Source organism: Streptomyces sp. NPDC027189 (genome assembly GCF_055566975.1).
The window spans coordinates 17,487-31,988 of the sequence record NZ_JBVHRI010000024.1 but is presented as its reverse complement, the minus strand read 5'-3'; the positions used below and the strand labels follow the sequence as shown (position 1 = coordinate 31,988).

At 71.2% G+C, this 14,502-nt stretch carries 15 protein-coding genes; 7 read left to right on the top strand and 8 right to left on the bottom strand.

Annotated elements, in window-relative coordinates; translation table 11 throughout:
* Nucleotides 1-25 precede the first annotated feature (25 nt).
* The gene (locus tag ACZ4RZ_RS38560) at nucleotides 26-664 is read right to left on the bottom strand and encodes a cysteine hydrolase family protein (RefSeq protein ID WP_467751833.1); all 639 of its coding nucleotides are present in this window, start codon (nucleotides 662-664) and stop codon (nucleotides 26-28) included.
* A 143-nt stretch (nucleotides 665-807) separates the two neighbouring features.
* Between ACZ4RZ_RS38560 and ACZ4RZ_RS38555 the strand changes: the two genes are divergently transcribed.
* Nucleotides 808-1,275 (top strand): pyridoxamine 5'-phosphate oxidase family protein, encoded by a 468-nt coding sequence (locus tag ACZ4RZ_RS38555; protein ID WP_467751831.1) that lies wholly within the window; start codon nucleotides 808-810, stop codon nucleotides 1,273-1,275.
* A gap of 52 nt (nucleotides 1,276-1,327) precedes the next feature.
* Here the strand turns inward: ACZ4RZ_RS38555 and ACZ4RZ_RS38550 are convergent, their stop codons facing one another.
* Nucleotides 1,328-2,230 carry a LysR family transcriptional regulator gene (locus tag ACZ4RZ_RS38550; RefSeq protein WP_467751830.1) on the bottom strand — a complete coding sequence of 301 codons (903 nt, stop codon included), beginning with the start codon at nucleotides 2,228-2,230 and terminating at the stop codon, nucleotides 1,328-1,330.
* Nucleotides 2,231-2,304: 74 nt separating this feature from the next.
* On the opposite strand from ACZ4RZ_RS38550, the gene ACZ4RZ_RS38545 reads away from it, so the two are divergent.
* A complete protein-coding gene (locus ACZ4RZ_RS38545) occupies nucleotides 2,305-3,240 on the top strand; it encodes a DMT family transporter (RefSeq protein WP_467751828.1) in 936 nt (311 codons plus the stop codon).
* Between the two features lies 1 nt (nucleotide 3,241).
* Here the strand turns inward: ACZ4RZ_RS38545 and ACZ4RZ_RS38540 are convergent, their stop codons facing one another.
* Nucleotides 3,242-4,573: an aminotransferase class I/II-fold pyridoxal phosphate-dependent enzyme gene (locus tag ACZ4RZ_RS38540; RefSeq protein ID WP_467751827.1), complete on the bottom strand. Its 1,332-nt coding sequence runs from the start codon at nucleotides 4,571-4,573 to the stop codon at nucleotides 3,242-3,244.
* Nucleotides 4,574-4,608: 35 nt separating this feature from the next.
* Here ACZ4RZ_RS38540 and ACZ4RZ_RS38535 point away from each other — a divergent pair, with 35 nt between their 5' ends.
* A complete protein-coding gene (locus tag ACZ4RZ_RS38535) occupies nucleotides 4,609-5,298 on the top strand; it encodes a pyridoxamine 5'-phosphate oxidase family protein (RefSeq protein WP_467751825.1) in 690 nt (229 codons plus the stop codon).
* Nucleotides 5,299-5,510: 212 nt separating this feature from the next.
* On the opposite strand, the gene ACZ4RZ_RS38530 is transcribed toward ACZ4RZ_RS38535, so the two are convergent.
* The 3 genes from ACZ4RZ_RS38530 to ACZ4RZ_RS38520 all read right to left on the bottom strand — a co-directional run bounded on the left by ACZ4RZ_RS38530 (nucleotide 5,511) and on the right by ACZ4RZ_RS38520 (nucleotide 8,675).
* A complete protein-coding gene (locus tag ACZ4RZ_RS38530) occupies nucleotides 5,511-6,479 on the bottom strand; it encodes a DMT family transporter (protein WP_467751823.1) in 969 nt (322 codons plus the stop codon).
* A gap of 204 nt (nucleotides 6,480-6,683) precedes the next feature.
* Nucleotides 6,684-7,694 (bottom strand): EamA family transporter, encoded by a 1,011-nt coding sequence (locus ACZ4RZ_RS38525; RefSeq protein WP_467751821.1) that lies wholly within the window; start codon nucleotides 7,692-7,694, stop codon nucleotides 6,684-6,686.
* A gap of 396 nt (nucleotides 7,695-8,090) precedes the next feature.
* Complete coding sequence (locus tag ACZ4RZ_RS38520) at nucleotides 8,091-8,675, bottom strand: peptidase (protein ID WP_467751819.1); 585 nt, start codon at nucleotides 8,673-8,675, stop codon at nucleotides 8,091-8,093.
* A 181-nt stretch (nucleotides 8,676-8,856) separates the two neighbouring features.
* Between ACZ4RZ_RS38520 and ACZ4RZ_RS38515 the strand changes: the two genes are divergently transcribed.
* Nucleotides 8,857-9,033 (top strand): hypothetical protein, encoded by a 177-nt coding sequence (locus ACZ4RZ_RS38515; protein WP_467751818.1) that lies wholly within the window; start codon nucleotides 8,857-8,859, stop codon nucleotides 9,031-9,033.
* A gap of 147 nt (nucleotides 9,034-9,180) precedes the next feature.
* A complete protein-coding gene (locus ACZ4RZ_RS38510; protein WP_399080381.1) occupies nucleotides 9,181-9,609 on the top strand; it encodes a type II toxin-antitoxin system Rv0910 family toxin in 429 nt (142 codons plus the stop codon).
* Between the two features lie 109 nt (nucleotides 9,610-9,718).
* Here ACZ4RZ_RS38510 and ACZ4RZ_RS38505 read toward each other — a convergent pair whose 3' ends face one another.
* A complete protein-coding gene (locus ACZ4RZ_RS38505) occupies nucleotides 9,719-10,369 on the bottom strand; it encodes a PadR family transcriptional regulator (RefSeq protein WP_467751815.1) in 651 nt (216 codons plus the stop codon).
* 474 nt (nucleotides 10,370-10,843) lie between these two features.
* Between ACZ4RZ_RS38505 and ACZ4RZ_RS38500 the strand changes: the two genes are divergently transcribed.
* Nucleotides 10,844-11,653, top strand: coding sequence for a PhzF family phenazine biosynthesis protein (locus ACZ4RZ_RS38500; RefSeq protein ID WP_467751813.1), 810 nt, complete (start codon nucleotides 10,844-10,846; stop codon nucleotides 11,651-11,653).
* Nucleotides 11,654-11,750: 97 nt separating this feature from the next.
* Here ACZ4RZ_RS38500 and ACZ4RZ_RS38495 read toward each other — a convergent pair whose 3' ends face one another.
* On the bottom strand, nucleotides 11,751-12,551 hold the full coding sequence (locus tag ACZ4RZ_RS38495; protein WP_467751811.1) for a CPBP family intramembrane glutamic endopeptidase: 801 nt from the start codon (nucleotides 12,549-12,551) through the stop codon (nucleotides 11,751-11,753).
* A 186-nt stretch (nucleotides 12,552-12,737) separates the two neighbouring features.
* Between ACZ4RZ_RS38495 and ACZ4RZ_RS38490 the strand changes: the two genes are divergently transcribed.
* Nucleotides 12,738-14,501: a substrate-binding and VWA domain-containing protein gene (locus ACZ4RZ_RS38490; protein ID WP_467751809.1), complete on the top strand. Its 1,764-nt coding sequence runs from the start codon at nucleotides 12,738-12,740 to the stop codon at nucleotides 14,499-14,501.
* Nucleotide 14,502: the final 1 nt, after the last annotated feature.

Here is a 14,502-nt window from a genome sequence, read left to right as displayed (position 1 = left end):
CAGGCTCGCGTGCCCCCTGGGGACTTCAGCGGCGCGGTCGCTTGAAGCACGCCAGCACGTCGTCGGTCGCTGTGATGGTGGCGACCAGGGCGAGCGTGTTGCGGATCATCGCGGGGGTGTAGTCGGAGGGCACCCCCGCGATGGCGTCCGCGGGCACCACGGCGGTGTAGCCACGGTTGACGGCGTCGAACACGGCATTGGGGATGGCTACGTTGGCCGAGACACCGGTCACCACGAGGGTGCGGCAGCCCAGGTTGCGCAGCAGCGGATCGACGTCGGTGCCCGCGATCGGCGAGAGGCCGTGCAGTCGGCGTACGACGAAGTCCTCCTCGGCGACCTCGATGGGCGGCACGATCCGCACGGCCGTGGTCCCCGTCAACTGCTGCACGGGCAGCCGCTCGGCCGCGCGGAACAGCCGGGCGTTGCGGTTGGCGCCCCGGCCGTCCGGGCGCCGCTCGGCGATCGCGTGGACGACCTGCACCCCGCCCTCGTGCGCGGCGGCCACCAGTCGGGCGACGTTGGTGAGCGCCCCCGACGACCGTGCCTCCTTGGCGAGTTCGGGCAGCGCGCTGTCCTGGCCCACGACACCCTGCTGGCACTCGACGGTGAGCAGCACCGTGGCGGCGGGGTCGAGGAGTTCACTGAGCTGTTCGTACGACGGCATGGCTCCCCTTGTCGTCGGAGGTCGGAGCGGGCGAGCGTAACGACCATTGCGTGGGGACGGAAGACGGCCCATGCTTTTCTGACGCGATGTCAGAGGATCTCTGTCGGCCCGGACGAGGGCCGACGCGAAGAAGAGGGGACCGCATGGCCGTCACTCAGCGCAGAGGCCGGAAGATCATGATGACTCCCGGCGAACTGGACGAGTTCCTCACCACCCAGCGCACCTGCCGCGTCGCGACCGTGTCGAAGGACGGCGCCCCGCATGTGAGCGCCCTCTGGTTCGCCTGGGACGGGACCTCGTTGTGGCTGTACTCCGTGGTGCGCAGCAAGCGCTGGGCGGAGCTGCGCCGCGACCCACGCGTCGCCGTGGTGATCGACTCGGGCGAGGAGTACGGGGAGCTGTGCGGCGTCGAGCTGTCCGGCACGGTGGAGTTCGTGGGGGAGGTCCCGCGCACCGGGGAGCTGTGCGCCGAACTCGACGTCCCGGAGACCCTGTTCGCGCGCAAGAATTTCGGCCTGCAGGAGATGCCGCACGACGGCCGCCACGCCTGGGCACGACTGACACCCGAGGCGATCGCTTCGTGGGACTTCCGGAAACTGCCTCCCCTGTAGCGCACTTGACTCCGCGATTCAGCTGACGCTGCAACTCGGCTGACTCCGCAGCTCACTTGACGCCCTCACCGGCCCTGCGCAAGGCGTCCACCGCCGCCCTGATCGACGGTCGGCGGTCGGCGTCGGCCCGCCACACGACGTACACATGGCGCCGTACGCGCTGCCGCACCGGCACCGTGACCACTCCCTCGGGCATCGGATGGCGCCCGAGCAGCGGAGCCACGCACACCCCGAGCCCCGCGGCGACCAGGCCGAGTTGGGTGTGCGTCTCCGCCGCGCGATGCCCGATGTGCGGTTCGACGCCCTTGGAGCGCAGCGTGAACATCAGCCATTCGTGGCAGAACTCGCCCTCGCCCCAGGTGATCCACTCGTCGTCGGCGAAATCACCGAGGTCCACCTCCTCTCGGTCCGCGAGCCGGTGCCCGACCGGCATCGCCACATCGGCCGGGTCGTCGAGGATCGACGCCTTCACCAGGCCGTCGGGCAGCGGCATCGGCTTGTTGTACCAGTCGAGCACGACCGCCAGGTCGAGGTCGCCGCGCACCACCCCGGCGACGCCGGCTTCCGGCTCCAGCTCGCAGGAGCGCACCCGCAGCCCGGGATGATCGGCACGCAGAGCGGCGAGCGCGGCGGGAAACAGCCCGCGCGCGGCGGTCGGGAACGCCGACAGCCGCAACTCACCCACCACCCGACCGCGCTGGGCCTCCAGGTCGGACTGGGCGAGCTCGACCTGCGACAGGATCCGCGCGGCATGGTCGGCGAGCAGCCGCCCGGCGTCGGTGAGGCGCACGCCCCTGCCGTTCTTGGCGAGCAGCTGCTGCCCGACCTCGCGCTCCAGCTTGGACATCTGCTGGGATACGGCCGACGTCGTCACGTGCAGCCCCTCGGCCGCGCCGCTCACCGAGCCGTGCCGGGCCAGGGCGTCGAGTGTGCGCAGGCGCTCCAGATTCAACATGTAAGCAATGCTACGAGATACCGCTCGAAAAATCTCGCTTGTGCTACGAGATCACATGCTTCATCGTTACGACCATGAGCACCGTCACGAGCCGTCCCACCCCCGCCGCCGCGACCCCGACTCCACACCGCCGTACCGCTCTCGACTGGCGGATCCGCTTCGGCGCGCTCTCCCTGATCTGGGGCTTCAGCTTTCTCCTCATCAAGGTCGGTACGGAGGGCTACGCACCCTTCCAAGTCACCTTCGGGAGGCTGCTGTTCGGGACCGCGGTGCTCGCGGCGGCGATGGTGGTGAAGCGGGAGCGGCTGCCACGCGGTGCGCGCACCTGGGGGCATCTCGCGGTCGCGGCCTTCCTGCTGAACGCGCTGCCGTTCTCGCTCTTCGCCTACTCCGAGCTGACGATCCCGTCGACGCTCGCGGGGATCTGCAACGCGACTTCGCCGCTGTGGGGCATGGCCCTGTCCCTGGTCGCTCTCTCGGAGGACCGGCCGACCCGCCTCAGGGTGGCCGGCCTCGGCATCGGCTTCCTCGGCGTGCTGACGGTCCTCGGCGTCTGGCAGGGCTTCCACGGCCTGGACGCCACGGGCACGGCGATGGCCCTGCTGGCGTCGCTGAGCTACCCGATCGGCTGGATCTACGTCCGCCGCACCCTGGCCGGCACCGGTCACTCGCACCTGTCGATGACCGGCGCCCAGCTGCTGCTGGCCACCGCACAACTGGCGGTCGTGACCCCGCTGTTCACCACGATGCCGAGCCATTTCCCGGTGGTGCCGCTGCTCGCGATCGCCGCCCTGGGGGCCCTCGGCACGGGCCTGGCCATGCTCGTCCAGTACGGCATCGTCGCCGAGGTCGGCCCGACGACGGCCCAGATGGTCACGTACTTCATCCCGGTGATAGCCACCGCCGCGGGCGTCGCGATCCTCGGCGAGTCGCTCACCTGGTCGACTCCGGTCGGCGCGGTGATCGTCCTCGCGGGCGCGGCGCTCACCCAGGCGAAGACGCGCCGCTGACTCACACGTAACGACGTGCGGGCGCCGGGCCGACGGCGGAGGCGACGGCGTCCGCCAGCGGCTCGATGTCGCCCGGCGCGAGGGTCGAGACAGTGATCCGGACGGCCGGCGGAGCACCCATCCGGAAGCGCGCCCCGGGCGCCACCGCCCAGCCGGAGTGCAGCAGCCGTGCGACCGCCCCCGTCTCGTCCGGGACGGGGATCCACACGTTCATCCCGCTGCGCCCGTACGCCTCGATGCCGCGCTCCTTCAGGGCGTCGATCAGCGCTTCGCGGCGTCGCCCGTACGCGGCCGCCACCGCTTCGGCGTCCACGGCACCCGACGTCCACAGGTGGACGACGGCCCGCTGGAGCAGATGGCTCACCCAGCCGGGCCCGAGCCGCTGCCGGCCGTGCACATGGTCGACGGTGACGGGGTCCCCGGTGAGCACGGCGAGCCGCAGGTCGGGGCCGTACGCCTTGGCGACGGAGCGCACGAGGGCCCAGCTGTGCGTGACCCCGGCCAGGGGGTGCAGAGGCAGGTCGACGATCCGATGCCCGTGGTCGTCCTCGATGAGCAGGGTCTCCGGGTACGCCTTGAGCACGGACCGCAGGGCACGCGCGCGTGTGGCGCTCACCGCGGCACCGGTCGGGTTCTGCGCCCGGTCGGTGACGATCAGCGCCCGTGCTCCGGCCTCCAGCGCACGGCGTACGTCGTCGGGGAGCGGGCCCTCGTCGTCGACGCCGACACCGACCGTGCGCAGCCCGAGCGCCGGGGCGAGGTCGAGCAGGCTGCCCCAGCCGGGGTCCTCGACGGCGACGGCGTCCCCGGGTTTGAGATGGACCACAAGGACGCGCTCAATGGCGTCGAGCGATCCGGAGGTGACGACGACGGGTCCGTCGGGCACACCGTCCGCATCGAGGTCGGCGCGCGCGAGCCGCTCCAACTCCGGTTCGACGGCGGCCTCCCCGTACATGACGGGCTCGCGGTCCGACCACTGTGCCGCCGCCGCGAATGCCTCGGCGAGACCGGGCAGCAGCGCGCGATCAGGATTGCCGTCGGCCACGTCCCGCGCCCCCTCCGGCACCTCGACCCGGATGTACTCGCGCCCCGTGGTGGCGGGCTTGGAGCGCACCCGGCTGCCCCGTCGACCCGCGGTCTCGATCACCCCACGCTCACGCAGCGTGCGATAGGCAGCGGCGACCGTATTCGGATTCACGCCGAGCCGCTCGGCCAACTCCCGCATCGGCGGCAGCAGTTGACCCGGCTCCAGGTCTCCCGACCCCACCGCGCGCTCGACGCTCGCGGCAATCTCGGCTGCGCGACGCCCTTCGATCCGGTATTCTCCTAGCACAAAGCAGATTATGCACTAGTGCAATGGAGAAAGCAATGCCGGAGACGAGCACCCTGCCTGGGACGACGCAGCCCGCTGCCTATGCCCCGACGGACCGCACCGTCCCCACCCGCTCCAAAGACCGTGCCGCGTACGACCGCGAGATGGTGCACGCGATACTCGACGAGGGATACGTCTGCCACCTCGGCTTCGTCCGCGACGGCGCGCCGGTCGTGCTGCCCACGCTGTACGGACGCGTCGGCGAGCGCCTCTACGTGCACGGCTCGACGGGTTCGCGCCCGCTGCGGATGACCGGCCAGGCCGATCCCGGGCTGCCGGTCTGCCTGACCGTGACCCATGTCGACGGCCTGGTCCTGGCCCGTTCGGCCTTCCACCACTCGATCAACTACCGCTCCGTGGTGGTGCACGGCGTCGCCCACCAGGTGACGGACCCGGACGAGAAGCGCGAGGCGCTGGACGCGCTGGTCGACCAAGTCGTCCCCGGCCGCGCGCACGACTCGCGCCCCGCCAACGCCAAAGAACTCGCCGCCACCGCCGTGATCCGCCTCGACCTGAACGAGGTCTCCGCGAAGCTGCGCACCGGCGGTCCGAACGACGAGCCCGAGGACCTCTCGCTCCCCCACTGGACCGGAGTCCTCCCGCTGGCCAAGGGGTACGGCGCCCCGATCCCGGCGGACGACCTGGCCCCCGGCATCGAGCTGCCCGACTATCTGTCGACTCCGTGATGCCGGAGGGGCTGAATGATTTCAGCCCTCCGGCATTTGAGGACGAGCAATCAGCGCGATACGGGGGTCTGGGGCGGAGCCCCAGGGACGATGGGGGTCCTCCCTGCTCGAGCGAAGCCGAGAGCTTGGGGAGGGCAGGGGCGGAGCGGGCGAAATCCGCCAACCCGGATGAGCTCAGGGGTGCAGGCCACGGTGAGCCCGCACCCGGCTCCTCAGACGAGCGCCGTTTCCTTCTCGGGTGCTGTGCGCCCGCTGCCCCCCGCGTCCCGCGTCTCCGCCAGCGCGAGCCCCGTGACCGAACCCAGCATCAGCAAGGTGCCCGCGAGCGTGGCCACGGTCAGGCGTTCACCCAGCAGCCCAACGGCCAGTACGGCCGCGCTCACCGGCTCCAGGAGCATGATCACGGAGACGGTCGCGGAACGGACGACGGCCGCGCCCGCGAAGAACAGGGCATAGGCCAGAGCGGTGGGGATGGCGGCGATGTACACCAACAGGGCCAGGACGTGCACCGGTTGGGTGGCGTGCGGGACCAGCCCCTCGGCCACGCCGAGCGGAAGCAGGCAGACGGTGGTGACGGCGAACGCCCACACCGTCGTGCCGGACCCGTCGGCCCGGCCGTCGCGCCCCCACCACCGGGTGAGCAGCGTCATCGTGCAGTACCCGGCCGCGGACACGACGGCGAGCAGGACACCCCAGGGGCGCACGGTCGCACCCCCGCTGCCCAGCACCAGTACCCCGAGCCCGGCGAGCGCCCCGGCGACGGCAGCACTCCCGCCGCGCCCGAGTCGCTCCCCCATGGTCAGCCGCGCGCCGAGCGCGATGAGCACGGGCCCGGCGCCCAGAGTGACGACGGTCGCCACCGCGAGGCCGGTCGCCTCGACGGCCGCGAAGTAGGCGGTCTGGAAGACGGTGAGCCCGAAACCCGTGCCGCCGATCCGCAGGGCCTTGCGACCGAGCGGCTCACGGACGGCGGGCGCGACCCGTCCCCGGCGCCGCAGCCGCATGGCGAGCAGCAGCGCGAGTCCGCCCGCGCAGCGCCAGAAGGAGAGGGCGATGGGCCCCATGTCGCTGGCCCGGTAGACCAGTGACGCGGCAGCGCCCGCGGTGCCCCAGGCGGCACCGGCGACGATCAGATAGAGGAGGCCTCGCCCGGTGGGCAGGCAGGATGCAGTGTTCGACACGTGTTCTCTCCGCAGATACGCAGAAGCTCAGGAAGGGACCACGTCGCAGCCCATGCCGACGGGCAGGGGGCGTACGGAAAGGTCCTCGGACTTCTTCTGCGGGCAGCACCGTCCCGCCCGGCTCAGGGCTGGGCGTGGATTCCGGAGGGCCCGCCTCAGGCGGCCGGAGGCGGAAGAACGAGCGTCGAAGGCACGATCAGCACCCTACGCTGCGGTTCCGTGGGCCGACAACTCCCGTTCGAGGTCGCTCCCGCCACTCGCGACGGGGCCGTCCGACGGCTTCGCGGGCGCCGACGACTGGGCGATGAACGCGCCGAGCAGCACCACCGAGCCCCCGATGATCTGCGGTGCCGAGAGATGCTCGCCGAGGAGCACCCAGGCGAGGACGGTCGCGATCACCGCTTCGAGGCAGGCCACGACGCCCGCGACCTGCGGAGAGAGCCTGCGCACCGAGAGCACTCCGGTGCCGTACGCGACGACGGTCGCGATCAGCACGATCCAGCCGAGGAGCAGCGCGGCGAGCACAGACGTCCCGTTCATGTCCGCGCTGCCCCCGAGCACGGACCAGTCCATGGTCCAGGGCCGCGCGATGACCGTCAGCACGAGGGCGCCGACGAGCAGCCCGTACGCGATCACGCCGAGCGGGTCCGGCGCCGCCTCGCCCGCGTCGCTGCCCTGGTCGGACAGGACGAAGTAGCCGACCTGACAGCAGGCGGCGCCCAGCGCGAGGACCAGTCCCACGGCGTCGAAGCTCAGCCCGGACCACACCTCGACCACACACGCGAGTCCCCCGACCGCGAGGACGACCCCGAGGGCCGCTGCGCGCGTCACGGGCCGGCGCTGCACGAAGCGCACCCAGCCGAGCACGAGCGCGGGTGCGAGGTACTCGACGAGCAGCGCGACGCCGACGGGGATACGGGAGATCGCGGCGAAGTAGCAGGCCTGGACGCCGGCCACACCGAGCAGCCCGAACCCGGCGAGTAGCGCGGGACGCTGTCGCAGCAGTGCCCGGTGGCGTACCGCCAGCGGCAGCATCACCAGCGCGGCACCCGTTACACGCAGCCACACCACGTGGAGCGGGTCGAGACCCGCCTCGATCAGCGGCTTGGCCGCGACACCCGATCCGCCGAAGGCGATCGCCGACGCGAGCGCGAGGCCCAGGCCGACGCCCCTTCCACGGTTGCCCTGACTGCCCTGAGACGTATGCACCGGCACATGATGACAGGCGATGACATGAGCGTCATCCCCAATGACACCTGTCTCAACGGCTGGACGTGGCCGCGACGACTCGACTTCGAGGTCTGCCGCCTTCGTCCGACCTCAGCGGGCGGCTCCCCCCGGTCTGACCGGGCAACTCTCCCTGGCCTCAGCGGGGGGATCCCCGGCTGAGCGGGCGACTCTCCCTGGCCTCAGCGGGCGGCTCCCCCGGTCTGACCGGGCAACTCTCCCTGGCCTCAGCGGGGGTCCCCCGGCTGAGCGGGCGACTCTCCCTGGTCTCAGCGGGCGGCTCTGCCCAGGCTCAGCGGGCAACTCTCCCCGGCCTGAGCCGGCGGCTCTCCGCCGGGCTCAGCCCCCGGCTCCCCCCGAACTCAGCCCCTGCCGGCCCTCCACTCAGCAGCCGCCGTCGCCTGGCGCGGCGTACTCCTCGAACCCGGTCTCAATGCGCTCCAAAAGCACCCGGGCGTCGACTCCCGCGCGTCCGAGAACCTCGACCGCCCGCGACTGGGGATCGGTGACGACCGCCGCGAGCAGATCGAGACCGCGGGCCCGCTCGTCGCCCCGCAGTACCGCGCGCTCGTACGCGTCCTCCATGGCACCGGCCGCCATCGGGGACCAGCCCGCCTCGGCGACCACGGGCACGGCACCGGAGTCCTCGACCGTGCTCTGCCAGCGCAGCCCGTAGCCGATGCTGCGCTGCACGAGGTAGCCGAGCAGCCGGGCGACCTGCGGCCCGCCGTCGAAGACGGCGCGCACCTGGGGGTCGGACTCCAGCAGCGAGTGCAGCAGATGGGCCGTGTCGATCTGCCGGTCCCCGTCCCGCAGCGCCCTCCTGCGCGCGCCGGAGACCACCGAAGCCAGCTCGGCACTGAGCCCGGCTTCGACTTCCGTTCGGTTCGGGCCGCTCTCGGCGGCGGACTGCTGGGGAATACGGGATGGCACAACCCCTACCCCATCAGTCTTTGCGAGCCAGGTCATCCCCGGCTGGCAGCATTTTGACGTCCGACACAGGGTGGGCATCCGTGGGCAAGTTCTCCTCCTTGCGGATGACTTCGCGCCGATTCCCCTCTGGGGCGCGCGCCGCCTTGCTTCGCGCCCCGCACGCAACCACGTCGCTCCGGCGCTCGCCCCTCGCGGCATGGAGAGCAGGTGCCGGCTGGTGACCCTGCCTGCGATCGACGGCCGGCAGTACGTGTACCGGGTGTACGCCCCCGAGAACGCGCTGCTCGCCCACCTGTTCTGGGAGGCGTTGCACTGCCACGAGGAGGGTCCCCACCCGCGGGCATGGGACCTGTTCGACGCGGCGGTGACACGACGGGTGGGCTGCCCCCTGTGAGCACGACCCCGCCGCACCATCCCGCAGCCGCCTCCTCGCACCGCCCCCCGCCTCCTACACAATTTCTGACAGTTCATCAGTATTGAATGTTCCGGGCCCTGCGGCTACGTTCCGCGACACCGTAGCCCGACACGAAGAGGTGGTCGCATGGCCGAAGTCAGCGCGGAAGCTCGCATAGAGGCGCCTGCCGAGAAGGTCTGGGCGCAACTCACGGACTTCTCCTCGTACGGCGAGTGGAACTCGACCCACACCAGCTTCCCGAAGGGCGGCCCCGCGTCACTGGAGGTCGGCGGCACCTTCGAGGAGAACATGAAGCTGATGGGCTTCCCGGCCGAGGTCAACTGGACCATCGAGGAGCTGGAAACCGCCCGCACCCTGGCCATCCGAGGCAAGGGCCCGATGGCGGTGAACGTCGCCACGCGGTACACCCTGACCCCCGACGGCGACGCCACGTCCGTGCGGATCGACGGGGAGTTCACCGGCGCCGCCGTCTCGCTGATGGCGGGCAAGCTCAAGGACTCGGCGACGGCCGCCCTCAACGAGTCGCTGCGCAAGCTGGCCGGACTGGTCACCTGAGCCTCGCACACCGCCGCCCGCCCCGGAGCGGCACCCCGCGGTGCCGTACGCGGAAAGGCGCCCCGCGGAAACGCTTCCGCGGGGCGCCGTCAGGTACCACAGCACGCCGTCAGTCCTCGTCGGCGAGGATCAGGTACAGCTTCTTGCGGGCTTCGTTGATGACCGCCACCGCCTTGTCGCGCTGGTCCTTGCTGCCGGTCTTCCAGACCTGACCGAAGGCCTCCATGAGGCCGAAGCCGGCCTGCCGGATCTCGTGCAGCGTCTCCCAGTCGACCCCGCGCCCGGCCTCTTCCCACGGCGCGTCGGGACCCTCGTCGGCCGCACTGCGGCCCGACTCGGTGAGCGAGAACAGCTTCTTGCCGCCCTCGGCCTCGCTGGTGATCAGGCCCTCGTCCTCCAGCAGCTGAAGGGTCGGGTAGACCGAACCCGGGCTGGGCTTCCATGCCCCGCCGCTGCGCTCGGCGATCTCCTGGATCATCTCGTAACCATGCATGGGCCGGTCCTTGAGCAGGGCCAGGATCGACGCGCGCACGTCGCCGCGCCGCGCCCGCCCCCGGGGTCCGCCCCGGCCGCCGCGCCCGCCCCAGGGGCCCGGGCCGAAGCCGGGACCGCCACCGAAGCCGGGACCGCCGGGGCCACCCGGCCCGAAGGGCCCGAAGGCCCCACGCCGTCCCTCGAAGCCGCCCCGACCTCGATGGCCGGGCCCGCCGTGGTGTCCATGTCCGTGTTCGTATCCGAAGTCTTGTCCACGGGAACGCATCGCAATCACTCCATTCCATCGTTGATCGGTCGCGATGCGTCAACGATATATCGGAAGCGCGGCCATGGCAACCCCCGAAGGCTGGGCAGGGCCGAGAGTCCGGATCAGACCCGGGACCATGGGAGATGACGGCGCATGGTCGCTGGAGGCCGCCTGGGACTGGATGACGGCGGGCGCGCAAGGCGTGGATGCCGCGATTCGGGAGCGGGACTCCTGCGTGTCACCGGTGGAGAGGGAGCTCGTGCGGGCCGCGCGCGAGCGAGCTCGGCCGGTGGCACCCGTTCACCGATGAAGCCCGGTCACTTGTCACAACCAGCTGAGGTTCGCCGGTCACCGCCGACGCCGACGCCGCGGTCGATCCTCTCGTGCGGCTGCTGCTGCCAGGAGACAGCCGGCCCGGTTGGGGCGACGACCAGTCCAGCTCCCGGGAATTGGCCTTGGCCGGTGGCTTTGCGGCGCGGCTAGCGTCGCGTCATGCGGATTCGAATCGTCGACGCCTTCACCGACCGCCCCTTCTCCGGCAACCCTGCCGGTGTCATGCTCCTCGACACGTTCCCGGAGGACGCCTGGCTCCAGAACGTGGCCCTTGAGGTCAACCACGCCGAAACGGCGTTCGCCCGCCGACTTCCGGAGGGCGGCGATGCCGACTGGGCGCTGCGCTGGTTCACGCCCGTTACCGAGGTCGCGATGTGCGGGCACGCGACGCTGGCCACCGCGCACGTGCTGCACACCACGGGCGCCCACGAGGGACCTGTACGTTTCGCCACGCTCAGCGGCGTCCTCATCGCCACACCCCACCAGGACGGTTCCCTCACGCTGGACTTCCCGACCGCGCCGCTCACCCCGGTCGAGGTCCCGGACGGCGTCGCCGAGGCGCTGGGCGCCGAGCCACTGACCGCCTTCGACACCGGCCCGAACATCAGCGACCTGGTGATCGAAGTCGCCGACGAGAAGACAGTCCTGGGCCTCGCGCCGGACCACAAGGCGCTCGCGCAGTACTCCGAGCGCGGCATCATCACGACCGCTCGCGCCGAAGACCCTTCCCGGGGCTACGACTTCGTCTCCCGCTGCTTCTTCCCCAATGTCGGCATCGACGAGGACCCGGTCACCGGCAGCGCCCACACGGCCCTCGCCCCCTACTGGTCCGAGCGCCTCGGCCGCCCCGATCTCACGGGCCTGCAGGCCTCCCCGCGCTCCGGCCTGGTCCGCACGCAACTGCGCGGCGACCGCACCCTGCTCACCGGCCGGGCGGTCACGGTCATCGAGGGCGACCTGCTCGCATAGCGTCCGCCGCGCCGGCAGCGATGAGCTGCGCGGCACACAAAGGGGGCGTACGAGAGTGTCGTACGCCCCTGAGTCCTGCTCACACCGCTCGAGCCCCTCACGCCGTCGGCAGCCATCCCACCTTCCCCGCCAGCAGCGCGTAGCCCACGAACGCTCCGATGTCGAGCAGCGAGTGCGCGACCACGAGCGGGCCCACCCGTCCCCAACGCCGGTACAGGAAGACGAAGACCACACCCATCGCCATGTTGCCGATGAAGCCGCCGATGCCCTGGTAGAGGTGGTACGAGCCGCGCAGCACCGAGCTCGCCACCAGGGCGGTGCCCGGCGTCCAGCCCAACTGGCCGAGCCGGCGCAGCAGATACCCGACGACGATGACCTCCTCCAGCACGGCGTTCTGTACGGCCGACAGGATCAGCACCGGGTACTTCCACCACACGTCGGGCAGCGCCTCCGGCACCACGGTGAGGTTGAAGCCGAGCCCGCGGGCCGCCAGATAGAAGGCGATGCCCGTGCTGCCGATCACCGCCGCGATGACCGCCCCGCGCCCGAGGTCCGGCCACGGCCGCGCGCGGTCGAAACCGATCACGCGCAGCCCCTGCCCCTCCCGCAGCAGGAAGTGCGCGACCAGCGCGACCGGCACCAGAGCCGACGCGATTCCGAACAACTGCCAGGCCAGATCAAGCCAGGGCCGACCCGGCGCGGCCGAGGCGTTCAGGGTGGCCGCCTGGTCCTTGAGACCCCCCGGTTTGGTGACCGATCCGACAAAGCTGATCAGCGCGGACACCCCGCTCGCACCGAGCGAGAGCCCCAGGACGAGCAGCGTCTCGTCCCGGAAAATCCGTCGTGTCAGCCGCTCCGTCGGAAAAGAATCGGCCACCGACCCCGCCTCCACCTGCACTCCCGCCTCCAGTTGAGTAATCCCGCCTCATCCCCATCTTCGCCCCGCTAGGGTCTCGAAAGAAGTTACGAAGATCGTGCGCGACAGGCCGTTGGGGGGACGGGCGCCGTACGGGGCGTACCTCCCCCTTGCCTGCCTTACGGCTGTCTCACGGCTCAAGGCTCAACAGGGAGGGGCACTACCGTCATGGGACGTCACAGCTTGCCCGACGAGCATCGGGCGGGCGCCGCCGACCCCCGACCCCGCGCGCGCCGCCGCAACGTGGCCATCGCGACGGTGCTCGTACTCACGGTCGCAGCGGGCACGGCGGCCGCCGTCCACGGTGGCCTGCCCTCCTTCGGCGGCTCCTGCCAGGACGACGCCGTGCACCTCGAGGTCGCCGCGTCGCCGGACGTGGCGCCCGCCCTCAGGGCCACCGCCGATCTCGCCCGCAAGAACAACATCACCTCCGACGGCCGTTGCCTCGACGTCAGCGTGACCGCGCGCGAGTCGTACAAGTTCACCGACACGCTCCGGTCGGGCAAGACGTCCGACGTTCAGGTGTGGGTGCCGGACTCCGACGTGTGGGTGCAGCGCGCCGGCGCGGACAGCACGGCGACCGAGGTGACCAACGCGGGCAACGTCGCCTACTCACCGGTCGGCGTCGCCATGGTCCCGTCGGCCGCGAAGTCCCTGGGCTGGCCCGAGAAGACGTACACCTGGACCGAGTTGGCCGGCGCGACGATGACGAGCGACCGACTGAAACTCGGCGCGGCCGACCCGACGCGCAGTGCGACCGGCCTGCTCGCGCTGACGCAGCTCAGCACCGCCGCGGCGCGGACCAAGGGCGGCGACACCCAGGCGGCCGCCATGGCGAAAGCCCTCTCGCAGCGCACCTCCGACAGCGACAGCCAGGTCCTGGACACACTCCCCCGCGACTCCTCCGGCACCGAGCAGGGCAATCCGAAGCGCAACCAGGCGCTGATCCTCTCCGAGCAGGCGGCGTTCGCGCACAATGCCTCGGCCGACGGCGGCGACGGACTCGACCTCTTCTACCCCAAGGACGGATCGCCCCAGCTCGACTACCCGTTCACGCTGGTCGACGAGCCACGGCTGAGCACCGACCAGAGTCGCGCCGCCCTGCGCTTCATGACGCTGCTGGGCGAGTCGGGGCCCCAGAAGATCCTCCAGAAGCACGGCTTCCGCACGGACGCCACAACCGCCTCGGACGCGCTGGTCACCGAGGCCGGCGGGCGCTCCCCGCAGCCGTACGCCCAGGCCTCGGCCGAACCCGCGTCGGCGAAGGCCCTCCAGGAGACCCTCGGCATGTGGACGATCACGGTGCAGAGCGCCCGGATCACCACGGTCGTCGACGCCTCCGCGTCCATGTCCGAGCCGGTGCCGGGCACCGACCAGTCCCGTATGGACGTCACCAAGGCATCCCTGCTCCAAGCCCTGGCCACCTTCACGCCCGAGGACGAGATCGGGCTGTGGAAGTTCTCCACGAAGCTCGACGGCGACAAGGACTACCGCGTGCTCGTGCCGACGGAACGCCTCGGCGACCGCAAGGGCACCGGCACCCAGCGGGACACACTGTCGGCGGCCTTCAGCTCCCTGGAGCCCGTCCCGGGCGGGGCGACGGGTCTGTACGACACCACGCTGGCCGCATACCAGGCGGCCATCTCCTCCTATGTGAAGGGGAAGTTCAACGCCCTGGTCGTCCTCACCGACGGTGTCAACCAGGACCCGGGCAGCATCTCGCGCTCCAGCCTCGTCGCCCAGCTCCAGAAGCTCACCGACCCGCAGCGCCCGGTACCGCTGATCGCGATCGCGGTGGGCCCGGACACCGACAAGGAGGAGGTCGACCAGATCGCCAAGGCGACCGGCGGCTCGGGCCACCAGGTCAACGACCCGTCACAGATCCACTCGGTGATCCTCAAGGCGATCGTGGAGGCGGGCAGTCAGAGCTGAC

Excerpts from the sequence above, each read along its gene's own strand:
- ACZ4RZ_RS38560 (WP_467751833.1), bottom strand. The coding sequence starts at position 664 with ATGCCGTCGTACGAACAGCTCAGTGAACTCCTCGACCCCGCCGCCACG.
- ACZ4RZ_RS38555 (WP_467751831.1), top strand. The coding sequence starts at position 808 with ATGGCCGTCACTCAGCGCAGAGGCCGGAAGATCATGATGACTCCCGGC.
- ACZ4RZ_RS38550 (WP_467751830.1), bottom strand. The coding sequence starts at position 2,230 with ATGTTGAATCTGGAGCGCCTGCGCACACTCGACGCCCTGGCCCGGCAC.
- ACZ4RZ_RS38545 (WP_467751828.1), top strand. The coding sequence starts at position 2,305 with ATGAGCACCGTCACGAGCCGTCCCACCCCCGCCGCCGCGACCCCGACT.
- ACZ4RZ_RS38535 (WP_467751825.1), top strand. The coding sequence starts at position 4,609 with ATGCCGGAGACGAGCACCCTGCCTGGGACGACGCAGCCCGCTGCCTAT.
- ACZ4RZ_RS38520 (WP_467751819.1), bottom strand. The coding sequence starts at position 8,675 with ATGACCTGGCTCGCAAAGACTGATGGGGTAGGGGTTGTGCCATCCCGT.
- ACZ4RZ_RS38510 (WP_399080381.1), top strand. The coding sequence starts at position 9,181 with ATGGCCGAAGTCAGCGCGGAAGCTCGCATAGAGGCGCCTGCCGAGAAG.
- ACZ4RZ_RS38505 (WP_467751815.1), bottom strand. The coding sequence starts at position 10,369 with ATGCGTTCCCGTGGACAAGACTTCGGATACGAACACGGACATGGACAC.
- ACZ4RZ_RS38500 (WP_467751813.1), top strand. The coding sequence starts at position 10,844 with ATGCGGATTCGAATCGTCGACGCCTTCACCGACCGCCCCTTCTCCGGC.
- ACZ4RZ_RS38490 (WP_467751809.1), top strand. The coding sequence starts at position 12,738 with ATGGGACGTCACAGCTTGCCCGACGAGCATCGGGCGGGCGCCGCCGAC.